7 protein-coding genes and 1 pseudogene are annotated in these 12,922 nt (G+C 44.8%); 3 read left to right on the forward strand and 5 right to left on the reverse strand.

Features of this window, described 5'->3' with window-relative positions:
• Nucleotides 1–3: 3 nt before the first annotated feature.
• The 3 genes from OCU87_RS12490 (at nt 4) to OCU87_RS12500 (ending at nt 5,672) form a co-directional block, all read left to right on the forward strand.
• Nucleotides 4–2,892, forward strand: a complete 2,889-nt coding sequence (locus tag OCU87_RS12490; protein ID WP_261857296.1) for a site-specific integrase — start codon at nt 4–6, stop codon at nt 2,890–2,892.
• A complete protein-coding gene (locus OCU87_RS12495; RefSeq protein WP_261857297.1) occupies nt 2,889–4,133 on the forward strand; it encodes a hypothetical protein in 1,245 nt (414 codons plus the stop codon). The genes OCU87_RS12490 and OCU87_RS12495 overlap by 4 nt, the downstream gene beginning before the upstream one ends.
• A gap of 369 nt (nt 4,134–4,502) precedes the next feature.
• Nucleotides 4,503–5,672, forward strand: a complete 1,170-nt coding sequence (locus OCU87_RS12500) for a tyrosine-type recombinase/integrase (protein WP_261858385.1) — start codon at nt 4,503–4,505, stop codon at nt 5,670–5,672.
• A gap of 210 nt (nt 5,673–5,882) precedes the next feature.
• Here the strand turns inward: OCU87_RS12500 and wecA are convergent, their stop codons facing one another.
• The 5 genes and pseudogenes from wecA to OCU87_RS12525 all read right to left on the reverse strand — a co-directional run bounded on the left by wecA (nt 5,883) and on the right by OCU87_RS12525 (nt 12,798).
• Nucleotides 5,883–6,992, reverse strand: coding sequence for a UDP-N-acetylglucosamine--undecaprenyl-phosphate N-acetylglucosaminephosphotransferase (wecA, locus tag OCU87_RS12505; RefSeq protein ID WP_261857298.1), 1,110 nt, complete (start codon nt 6,990–6,992; stop codon nt 5,883–5,885).
• 226 nt (nt 6,993–7,218) lie between these two features.
• The gene (locus OCU87_RS12510; protein ID WP_261857299.1) at nt 7,219–8,637 is read right to left on the reverse strand and encodes a phosphomannomutase; all 1,419 of its coding nucleotides are present in this window, start codon (nt 8,635–8,637) and stop codon (nt 7,219–7,221) included.
• An 84-nt stretch (nt 8,638–8,721) separates the two neighbouring features.
• A complete protein-coding gene (locus OCU87_RS12515; RefSeq protein ID WP_261857300.1) occupies nt 8,722–10,158 on the reverse strand; it encodes a mannose-1-phosphate guanylyltransferase/mannose-6-phosphate isomerase in 1,437 nt (478 codons plus the stop codon).
• Nucleotides 10,159–10,245: 87 nt separating this feature from the next.
• Nucleotides 10,246–11,375: pseudogene (locus tag OCU87_RS12520) on the reverse strand (ISAs1-like element ISPpr10 family transposase).
• A 232-nt stretch (nt 11,376–11,607) separates the two neighbouring features.
• Entirely contained in the window at nt 11,608–12,798 is a 1,191-nt protein-coding gene (locus tag OCU87_RS12525) for a glycosyltransferase family 4 protein (protein WP_261857301.1), read from the reverse strand.
• Nucleotides 12,799–12,922: the final 124 nt, after the last annotated feature.

A 12,922-nucleotide genomic window follows, 5' to 3' on the forward strand; every position in this document is an offset into this window, starting at 1 on the left:
GTTATGACGGGATCTGAACGGCAATTAAGCGAGAAATGGATCACTGAGTACCACATGCAGCAAGGGGTTACCTGTGCCAGTCCAGACGCGATCGTTTGGGTGTTAGACCATTGGCCGGAACGAGCATGCGGTGAGCGAACGGTCACGACCGTGATGCTGACTCCCCTTCACGCCCTGATTGCGAGTGTGCCAACCGGGAAACAACGCCATTACCGCCAAGCACTCAATGATATCCTGCTCTATTTAGCCGAGGCTTGTCACTGGCAGCTACCAGAGAGTAAAGCGGCGCTGCTTTACGATAAAGACTTACACTGGTTTGACTTGCTCAGCCAGCAAGCCCAGTTCGCCCAGCAGTTAATGCAACAATACGCGAAAGCCAAAGCCCATTTCCTACGACAACGTCCGCCTCTCGAACCTGACTGGGTCGCCATGGTTATCGCGCTGGAAGTCGGGCCACTCTCCCTGCGCTACCTAGCAGCACTGCTCAATGATCCACAGAGCATCGATGTCGTTCAATCCACCATTACGCTGAAAGTCACTCACCTTGGCCAAACATCGCCACAGCAGGAACTTCCTGCCTTTACCCGCTATCGTCTGACGCCTTTTGCCTATCGGGTTCTATCGCAGTATTACCGCATGCAAGCGCCCACACTATCACCGATACGATTAACCAAGCTGCTTAATCACAAGTTGCTAAATCAATGGGGCGCAGAAAACCGTCATTCGTCATCATCACTCTCGGTGTCGGCTCGCTCTGCGTCACAATGGCACCATGCTTTCCAAGCGCTGTGGCATTATCGAGACGCGCTACCACCCACATTACTCAAAGATATGGCCAACCCTAACCGGCATGTGGGGTTTGATGCCAATGCCCCCAGCCTAAGCCATACCCGTCGCGCGCTTAGCCAGCTTTATGTTCAAGATTGGGATAAAAACTGGTTTAAGGGGTTAACCCCATCCACCAAACGTGTTGACTGGCCCCATCTTACGCTATTGCGTCATTATGAACGGCAAGATCACCGCGCGTCCTGCGAATGCCGATCCCCTCAATGGGATGCCAATAACGTTCTACCTGTGCTCTTTTATCACTACACCAGAGATCTGATCACCTATGGCGGGGTCAAAAAGCGGGTCTTGTCAGCGTCATCGATTCGAAAATACACGGGCATTTATGAAACGCTCACGGCCATGCCGCTACGCTATGCCGATGCCATCGATCCGTCAGCATTAATGGCGTGGGCACATCAGGCGTTTGACGCCTTAGAAACCGATACTCACCGCTTAATGCTGCATTATTTTTTCCGCTCACTACGTCATCACCCGCTCACCGACCATTTTGATTTAAGTGCGTTTTCACCGCCGACGCTGCCGATCCAGATTGATGCATTTCGGATCACCATCAGTGAGCTCCATGACGTGATCCATGCCCTGCTCACACAACCGGGTGCCACTCCACTTCAATCCTTATTTTCGTGCCTTGGCGCCCTATTAGGGTATTTTGCCATGCTGCGCCGTGGGGAGATCTTACGCCTTCGACTAAAAGACATTGCTCTTCACCCCGATCATAAACAGCAATTTCGGATCACTGTCACCAAAACCGCTGAAGGGGAAACTAAAAACCGACGCTCACGCGTTGCCTATACAGTCATTCCCGAAGAGCTGGCTCATTTGCTGCGAATTGCCTTGCATATCAAAGCCTCATGCTCTGCCGATACGCCATTAATCGGGTATAAGGGCGAGACAATGAGCTCGCGTCAGCTCCATTACCTGTTACCGGTGACACGCGCATTAAAAGCACTGCTCGGTCCATCCGTGCGCCTGCACCACCTTCGTCACAGCGGCGCACATTTGTTGTACCTACAAGGGATGGCGTTACTCTACACCAGGCCGCCGACCGCATTGAGTGACGATCCCCATATCCAGCGCCTTTTGACATCCGCGGTGTGCCAGCAGCGATTTCATTACTGGCTGGAAGGGCGTGATTTTACACAGATGAATGACAACCTTATCTTTGATGTCATGGGCAAACAATTGGGGCATGCCCACTACGCGACGACTCGGCTCAGCTATTTACACGGGGTCGAGTGGCTAAAACCTATCATTCAGCCTGATTACCAACCCTATACCCACAGTGAATTGCGCTATATCTTGGGGCTGTCACCTATCTCCAACGATATCTCACGTCAGCTAAGCCTGTTAAGTGCCGAGTATGCCAACCGCCCGCTAGAGCAAAAGAAGCGCGCCCCGATCATGCTCTCAGAGCAAGCACTCTGCTGCGTCCTTATCAAACACCCACAACCTGTGCCCATTGAGATGGTCGCTTTTGATACCCCATACACCTCGTATTACGGGCTATGGCAACAACAAGTACTCGAGCAGCATGATTTTTTAGGCCAACGCACACTCGATATGCTACAAAAAAAACACCTCAACTTCAGTGCACTCAGTGCCCTTTGGCAGCTGTCCGGTCGTCATCAAGAGCAACCACTGTCCAAGTCCCAATTGACAGCACTCAATACACTTAGAAACGTCGCACAAGTGAGCCTACATAACGAGAGTATGGCGCTAACGCTGGCCTGTAACCAGAAAAATGCCACGGCCTTTACCGCATTACTCCGTCAGCCACAATGGCAGTGGCTTAACATGGCGTTTCGCCTAACCCATAACCGGAAAATCAATGCCAGCCGTCAACTGACGATTGCACAGCAAGACTTTGCCCGACGCGGCGAGTCCGTGACACAGAAAAAGATCGCTACCGGTCAATCACGGCTAACGATCACCCTGTCCCCCAAAATCACATCAGATGCCCCACTGATACAGCAACTGCTCCAGTATTTCCAACTCGATGCCACACCCCCAACTGTCTGCTCACACCCCAAGGATCGCTCATGAACCATCAACTTATATTCACCGCGGATGAACGCGAACACATGATGTCGCTGGCCAATAACATTATCCTGCGAAAAGCCAATCATGACATTAGCCTCTTTATTGATACCAAGACCAAACAGATCACGCTAGTCGGCGGTAAAAACGAAGAGCTTCAAAGTGTCACCCTGGCGATCAATGCCCAAACTACGATCAAAAGCGGCCAGTGGTCACTCAATGGATCGTATTTCAAAGACATGATAAATGATTTCCAAGGCGATAAGTCTCCCCTCATTATTGCACTCAACTATGGCGCTTCCCGTGCTTATCCTCGCGCCAAAATAGCGATGCCCAACAATACACTGCGCTCCTGCTATACGGGACCGATCCGAGATGAGCATGCTGACTTTCTTGAGACACAACAAAAAAACACGTCTGATAGTGTGCCCATTAGCACGCTGCAAACGATGATTGAAGAGATCAGGACACATATCCCCTTTGAAATGATCGCGCTTGACCATCAGGCGCATCTGGTACGTGTTCAGCGTAATCAAGATATTCAAGAGTTGGCACTACCAGAGTCACTCAATATTCCTATCTCAATGGCGCTCACTCCCGCGGCGACAGAGCAGCTGGCCTATGTGTGTGATCACACTGACAGCGACAGCGTTAACGTCGCTATCCACAATGATACCGTGACGTTTTCGACGCCAACCCACACGCTCACCAGTTCACTGGCTGGTCTGGCGGAATTTTATCAACAAGCACCTGTCCAGTATGAATGTGAAGCCAAACTGATTGCCACTATCTATGACATGAAAAAGGAACTCGATACCTACCACCAGCGATACCCAGAGATCAAACAAGCGAACACCAGCCACCTTCTCCTTGAACAAGATGCCATGATGGTCGCCAACATAGTGCCGCCGTTTGGGTTTGCCAAACATATCCCCGTGATTGATATTCAAATCAAGCAAACTCGGCTCTATCGCGTGAACCTGCGTGAAATCATCAAGGTGAAAATTCAGTCGATCACAGACGCCAAGCAGATGAAGTTACAGATACTAAAAGCACCTGATGGCACGCGCGTACTCGGTTTTTACAATGATCGCAATCCATACTCGCCCTACACCACCGTCCCAATAGAGCTGGACATGGCATCTTTGCCCGAGATATTGAAACTGAAAAAGGAATCGCAAGAAAATGGGGAGAGCATCTCGACGCTGGAGCCACAGCTCGATTTGGTGGGATTTATGGATGTCTAGTGTTGAAGTTCGTCTCACGCAGTGGAGGGGGAAGAGAAGAGGCGCATCTAAGCGTCTCAACGCAGGCAAGCGAGGTTCAAAAAGGCGGTTAAACAGGGACGTACTACGCCGAAACACGGGTTCGCTATTGGGAAATAAAGTACTGGACAAATAAACAGGATGGATTAGAGTAGAGATATGCACAAAATTTAAGCACTTTGTGACATATCATGCTCTTTGTAACACAGTAAAAAGAAAGCAGTTGAGACGAAGTGGCGGCAACCACTTCGCCTCGTATCGGCTGCACCCGAGTTTAAACCAGACCCAGCCGATGGAATAATGGTAACCAATTCCATCGGATAGGGACAGATCTATTTGATGGAGGCGATGATGGCACACCTTCGCGTGCGTCCTAATGGACGTATACAGTTTGATTTACACCTTTATGGCCAGCGTTTTCGTGAAGGCACGAAGACGATGGCAACCCCGAAAAACCTCTCCAACGCCAAATCACAGCTCAAGAAAATGAATGCTGAGATTGATTTAGGCACCTTTCAATACCGTGATTATTTTCCTCACAGTAAAAAAGTGGCGCAGTTCGAAAGGCTGCAACGCGCCAAGCACCCCGATCGCTTGTATCCCTTTTTTGACCATTTCGCCAATGACTGGTTTGAGCGCCAACGCCCTAAGTGGAAAACCAGCTATCAACAAACTGTGCGCAATAATTTAGACCGCTATTTGATCCCGACCTTTGGTAACACGCTGGTCGCAGATATCACGTTGTCGCATGTCGAGCACGAGCGTCATTCGCTCGTGGCGCTTGAGAAGACAGACGGTGAGCGCAAGCTGTCCAACCGACGCATTAATAATATCTTTTGGCCTCTAGTCGCCATTTTGAGCCTCGCCGCTGAAGAGTACGAATTTACTTACCCGCTACGCCGTTATAAAGCCTTAAAGGAAGAAAAGGCCGATTCTCACCCGATGACGGTGACGGAGGTGCAGCAGTTTTTACAGACGGTGCCTAAGCAATGGCGAGATTACTTTATTTTGCGGTTTTGGACGGGGATGCGTAGCTGTGAGGTACATGGCTTGTATTGGGAGCATATCGATTTTGCCCATCGACTCATACGTATCAGGCAAAATTATGTTAATGGGGAGGTTGGGGATGTGAAGACGCCGAAATCACGACGTGATTTGAAGATGTGTGACACCCTCTATGAAGCATTGCAGCGTATTGCGGCTAACAAAGACGACAGCCCCAACCATAACTCGCCGTTTGTGTTTACCCTTGATAACGGGCAGCCCATTGATACCCACTATGTCAGTCGAAAGTTGTGGTATCCGACATTAAAAAAAGCAGGACTGAAACGACGTCGTCCTTATGAGACCCGCCATACTGCAGCAGTATTGCATATCGCGGCCCATGAAAACCCGCTTTATATATCGCACATGCTCGGCCATAGCAATACACGGTTGCTGTTCGAGGTCTATGCGCCGTATGTCGCCAATGCATCACGTAGTGATGGCAGCGCCTTTGGTGCACTTATGCAAAAGGGATAGGTTAGCGGTGTCAATCTTATTTCATGCGATTACATTGCATGTCATAGCTTCATTCATGAATGCGTTCATGGCGAACATGGATAATTTAAGCTTAGAAACAAAAAGTGCCGTACCCGAAGGCACAGCACTTTTATTCAACAACCACCGCTAGATTTTTCATCTTTCAATAGCGTCAGTATCATTCTTTCAATATTGGCGCTATTGAGCATTCTATTTATCCGAGCCCGTATCGCTCGCTTCCATATCAAAGTTAATGGGCTTATTTTTCCCGAACAACTTGTGAATAAGCGTAGTGATACGCCAAATGTGGCTAATGGCAAAAAAGTAGACCGCAAACACGGCCAAGAAACTGATAAACATCACGGACTCACGGATATCGTTCATATCAGCCCAAATACCAATCATCGCCATGAGTGATGCCATGGTACAAATGACCACCAATGACATACCGGAAGAAAGGCCAATGCGTTGGCAAATATGGTGAAGGTGCTCACGATCAGGCTTAAACGGAGAGTGGCCTTTACGAACACGGCGGATCATAATGGTGGCCATATCCATCAAGGGGATCGCAATTAGCCATAATGCGGTGACAGGTTTAAACGCATAAACGCCTGGCTCTTGCGTGCCACGGATCAGCATCCACACTGCGGCAAAGCCAATAAACACACTACCGGCATCGCCCATAAAGACTTTAAACCGACGTCCAAGCGGAACGCCTAAGTTCAACATGATGTATGGCACCATCGCAGTCACTATCAGTAAGCACACTACTGCTAGGTATTCATTGCCACTCGCGTAAAAGACCAAGCCCAATGCACCAAAGGTGACAGAGGCCAAGCCACCGAGTAAACCGTCTATACCATCAACCATGTTAAAGGCATTGATCGCCCCTATCACGCCAAGCACAGTAATGATACCACTTGCCAAGGGCGACAAGGTGATGGTGTCACTGCCCATCAAGTAACCCAGGTTATGCAAACTGTGATCGCCCAAATGGATCATGGCAAGTGAAACAGCCGCTTGCACCAATAAGCGCAGTTTAAAGCTAATATCATAATAGTCATCAATGGCGCCCACGACGACTAATACAAAGGCACAACTTAAAAACAAGATCAGGCTTTGACTGATAGGCAGAAAAATAAGGAAGCCAATACACACAGTGGTGAAAATAGAAATTCCCCCCACTAATGGAATAACCCCTTGGTGAAGTTTTCGGGCGTTAGGTTTATCAACCAAGCCAATACGTTTTGCCACTTTGCGGAAAATAAATAAACTGCAAAATGATAAAACAAAAACAAATAGAAATGCGGTAGTTGTCATAATGGTTTTCATTAAAAATGGGGTTCTTTCCCTCGGAAAATACTAAATATTTACATCACCAAAGGTATGAGAAAACAATGAAAATGACCCAAAAATCAGTTCATCATCAAAGAAGAAATAAGCAACGGACACTCTAAATCTGGTCATGTCTATAATTCACCCAATAGATAAGCCCCCTACCTATTGGTAAAATTAATATCACAAAAAACACCTGATAAAATGCCTTTTAGATTAACTGGATTTCCGCTAAAACCTTATCAACATACTGCTTCGCGCTCGCAATACTTGTCGACTCTGCATAACAACGTAGCTCTGGCGCATTACCTGAAGGGCGAAGATGAATGACATCATCATTATCAAGGGTTAAACGTAACCCATCAGTAACATCGACATTTTTAATCGCTGAATTGCCAAAGCCTAGTTTAACCAATAATCGTTCTGGGTTAGCCTGACCATCTGCTAAAATTTGCAGGCTTTTTTCAGTTGCAAAGTTTTGAATTCGGTCACTGTCAGTCACTCGTTGAGGTAAGGCATTAACCAGAGGAGAGATACCATTGTTACCTGCAGCAACAAGTAGCATTAGAGCAGGTAAAACGGCATCACGAGTTGGCAGTGCTTTTAGCGTTTTTTCATTTACTTGAACATTGCTGCCCAGCAAATAGCCACCATTAGCTTCAAAACCAGCAATAGAAGCATACGTCTTCGCCAGTGATGCAAATTCGGCAATCACATAAGGCGAACCAATTTTTGTACGCTCAACATGTTTAAACACGTCTAAGCTCTCAACAACGGTATTGCAACTAACGGGAATTGCAAGTGCTTCAATATTCATCGCTCTTGAACACAACAACCCGAGAATGTCACCGCGTAGCCACTCACCGTTCTCATCGGCCATTAGCGGACGGTCACCGTCGCCATCTGTCGAGAAAATAGCATCTAGTTGATATTGCTTAGACCAATTTACTGCTTTTAGCTTATCCGCATCAGCTACCGCTTCAGTGTCAATCGGGACAAATTCATCACTACGCTCTAGTGACACCACTTCAGCGCCAAGGCTGGTAAATAGCAGCGCATATAAATCACGACCAGCACTTGAGTGTTCATAAATACCAATACGTCTACCGCTCAGCAATGACGGTTCAAATAACTCAGTGTAACGAGCAATATAGTCCATTGCTGCACGTTGGCTAACCACCAATTCGGGTAAATCACTAATTGCAGAAAATGATGCTTCTGCGTTTAAAATCGCTTGCTCATCCGCTTTACTAATCTCACCATCAGGTCGATAAAATTTAAGACCGTTGCGGTCGAAAGGAATATGACTACCAGTAATCATAATACACGGGATATTGTCTTGCATGGCCACATAGGCCAGCGCTGGTGTGGGCACCACGCCATAGTAAACCGCTTCAAGACCTCGCTGCTCTAAGGCTTTAATACAAGCTTTTGCCATCGCAGGGCTGCTCGGGCGATTATCAATGGCAAGCGCAACAGTTTTAAATTGAAACTGCTCTTGCATACACTGCATAAATGCATGAGTAAAGGCTGCACAGGCATCTGCTGTGAACTGCTCCACCAAACCACGCGCACCACTGGTACCAAATTGAATACCGGATTCTTTAATTACTTTCGAGCTAATTAACATAAGGAAAATCTACACATATTGTGAAATATTGAATAACTTAAGTGATTATAATCGCCTTAAAACGATCGAATATAGTTCGAACTCTTAAATACGACCATATCTATCTTCAAAGCGAACAATATCATCCTCACCAAGGTATGAGCCCGTTTGCACCTCAATCATTTCTAATGGAATCTTACCTGGATTCTCTAGGGCATGAATTGTCCCTAAAGGAATGTAAGTTGATTGATCTTCCGTCACTAAAATCACCTCATCGCCATTGGTAACACTTGCCGTACCCGCAACGACAACCCAGTGCTCACTGCGATGAAAATGTTTTTGAATCGAAAGTTTTTGGCCTGGGTTTACCGTAATGCGTTTCACTTGGTCGCGAGCACCAAAATCAATCGAATCATATTTTCCCCAAGGGCGATAAACTTCACGATGAATCTTATATTCCGAACGCTCTGTGTCTTTTAGTTTCTGCACAATGGCTTTAACATCTTGTACTTGTGATTTATCAGCGACCAAAATGGCGTCTTTAGTTTCAACAATCACTAAATTATCGACACCCACAGTAGCAATTAGCTTATTTTCAGAATATACGTAGTTATTCGTCGAATTAACCGCAATCACATCGCCTCTATGAGCGTTATTATTACCATCCTTTTCTGATACATCCCATAATGCAGCCCAAGACCCTACATCGCTCCACCCCGCATCCATAGGCACAACAACAAGGTTACCTGAACCATTAGCTGAACAAACAGGCTCCATCACCGCATAATCAATAGAATCAGATGGACAAGCTTCAAACGCGTCTTTATCTACACGCACAAAGTCTAAATCGGCTTGGGTTGCACTCATGGCTTTTTCACAAGCTTTAAGCATTTCTGGATGATGTTTTTTTAGCTCGCTTAAGTATTGCGAAGCTTTAAACATAAACATACCGCTATTCCAGTAGTACTCACCTGAATCCAAATACACTTGAGCCGTGCTTAAATCCGGTTTTTCTACAAAGCTATCAACTTTAAATGCTTCATCACTCTGCGAAATACCGCGCTTAATATAGCCATACCCCGTTTCTGCGGCTGTGGGTACAATACCAAAAGTGACTAATTGACCTGCTTCTGCATGAATTAAAGCTTGATTAACTGAACGTTGAAATGCCACTTGGTTTTCAATCAAATGATCAGCCGCAAGCACTAACAATATAGGCTCAACATCTGAACCTTCAACTTGCTTTAAAGTTTCAAGCGCAGCAAGAGCTATAGCGGGGGCTGTATTACGGCCCACTGGCTCTAAAATAATTCCAGAATACTCAAACCCACCCAAGCGTGTTTGTTCTGCTGCAATAAAACGATGCTCTTCATTACAAATTAACAATGGAGGCAGATGAGCAAGACCTTGTAAACGAGCAAAGGTTTGTTGCAGCATTGACACGCCACCTGAAACTTTCAAAAACTGCTTTGGGTAAAGTTCTCGAGATAACGGCCAAAGGCGACTACCTGTACCTCCAGCCATAATAATTGGGGTTATCATACAATATTCCTGTATTTGATTTTAATAAAGTTTGAAAATATCTAGGTCGTGATGTTTTTTTGAACGGTATGGTGAAGCAGGGCAATATTATGAAGCTCCTTGCCCCATAAGGACTCCAGATAGGTAGCTATTATTTCTACCTGCCCGTGTTCGCTTTCTTTTTAAACCGCTTTAAAGGATTTATCTGCATTTAATAGATTTAATGCAATATGACGAATTGCAGCAAAGTTTTCACCCGCTTCATCTCGCCTTATTCTGCATGCATCTTCATTCATGCCAACATCCAGTTTCCAATGCAATTGAACCTCAATCGACCAATGTGAGCGGCTAGATTCAAGCAACGTTTTTGCATCTAGTTTCTTAGAGCTAATGTAATATCGAATCGATATGTCCTCTGCGGGAATATCTCCAACTTGCCTAATAGATGCAACGATACCCATTACTTTTAATTCTGGCCAATCATAAGCAATATCACCCAATACCGATAAATCTTCATTGACTAACGCTACGCGAGTTTCTTTACGACCATGCCCTTCTTCCTGAGTACTGTATGAACTTCCTTCGAAGTTTTGCAGCATCTCCATTCTAAAGTAGTCATTAAAGGCCTTCTCTAAACGCTTTTGATTACCTTTTACTGCCAATAAATAATCTGCACCTTTGTCGACTATGGTCTTAGCTATATCACGCTGACAGCCCATTGCATCAATAGTGACAAGACATCCACGTATGTCGAGTAACTTCAGAAGTTCAGGAATAGCGGTGATTTCATTCGATTTCTCTGATGTTTTGACCTGCCCAATAACCACTTGATTTGCAGCACTAAAAGCACTCACCATGTGGATTGCGCCTTGACGCCTTCCTTTATCATAAGTGCCTCGCAGAGTTTTACCATCAATCGCAATGACATCACCGTCAGTCGCTTGGTGACAGTCATCCATCCACAGAGCAAAGCACTTTTGCATCTGTTTAGCTGATATCATCCCCATCACTCTAGCAATAGTGTCATGGACGGGAATACCACTCTCAAAATCGCCATATTGCTTGAGCCAATCAAGGTGGTCTTCACCAAAATCTTGTATTTCTTCCCAACCATCAGCACCACCAATAACAGCAACAATCGACAAAAATATAATGTCTGTCAATTTGTGTTCTACTTTCCACTGTTGCCGTGGGTCTTTGATTATCGAAATATGATCCAAAAGGCTAAGTCCGTTCATGAATGATATCCATATACCGAAAGATAAGTATATGATCACAGCTGATATAGATCGTCAAATTGATCCTAATTGGGATTGCAGTTTTGTGCAGCAAACTGTAGTTTTAATTAAATTTCAACAACGGCTGAGCCCTTTCAGAATAAGGGTTCTTCATGATCTTGCCCTGCGTTTTTACATCTAGTTTCTTAGAGCTAATGTAATATCGAATCTATAAAAAGAATTACCATCCTATTTATTTAATCATATTTCTGATTCTTGAACATAAAGGCTCCAATTTACCACTCCAAGAATGTTGGTCCTTTACATACTGATTAGCATTAAGTGCAATTTTTTCAGACAAATCAGGGGATTGTTTTAGATGCAGGATAGCATCAGCGATATCTTCAGGCATATCAGCGACTAAGACATCCATTTCAGGCCTAGCTCCCAATCCTTCCAAGCCTATTTTTGATGTAACAGTAGGTACCCCTAAAGCCATATATTCCAATATTTTGTTCTGTACACCAGCAGCAAGCCTTACAGGACAAACTCCAGCAACAGCGCCTCGAGCGTGCGTTGTTACATCATTGACAGCGCCAGTAACTAATACACCTTCAAATTTTAATAACTTCCGCTCGTCTTCTGGTTTTATCCGACCAATAACTTTAAATTTAATGTCTTCAGATTTTCGTAACAAAGGTAAAACATCACTAGCAAACCATAACGCTGCATCCATATTTTGAGCCGAAAACATATTCCCTATAAACACAACAAAATCACCAGATACATCAAACTGATATGGGTACTTTCCTAAATCAACACCATTTGAACATACCAAAGACTTAGAAATTAACTCATCACAACCTTTAAATAAAAAATCACGGTCATAATTCGAGACAAGTACATTACAATCAAAAGCCTCCGCAATAGACTTTTCATATCTATTGAGCCTATACTTTTCGACATTATAAATAATGCCTTTCAAGCCTGCATTATTCTTTGTCTCAGACACCCTAAAATAGTTCATTGATATCGCATCAGTCATTTCAAGAACTTTTTTTACATTTAGATCTTTGGCATATTCAGCTGTACGGATGAGGTGAGGAATAACGATATCGTGCGAACTAGCTAATTCCTCTACTAATTGCCGAAATTTTCTTGAGTAATAATAAGCAACTTGCAAGGGTTTACGGCCGGGTAATGCTATTAAACAGTTGAGATAAGATTTCCATTTAGGAAGAATAAAACGATGAACCTCATTGAAAACACCATCATTCGGCAGTGTGTATTCCATTTCCGACTGAGACTCACATAAAGAAATCAGATTAACAGTATAATCCTTAGATAATTCTTTACAAATCTGAAATATTCTTAATCTATCACCACCAACAACGGGATAAGGAAACCTTGGTGTTATAACTAAAATTTTTTTTTTATTTTTCACGCTAACAACCTACAAAATAGAACTAGAACTAGAACTAGACTAAACGACAATAACTAAGTATATTAAAGATGATACCTACCATAACTAAACCCACATAACCAGAAAGAAATAGTAATAATAACTC

Source organism: Photobacterium sanguinicancri, assembly GCF_024346675.1.
Lineage (GTDB): Bacteria > Pseudomonadota > Gammaproteobacteria > Enterobacterales > Vibrionaceae > Photobacterium > Photobacterium sanguinicancri.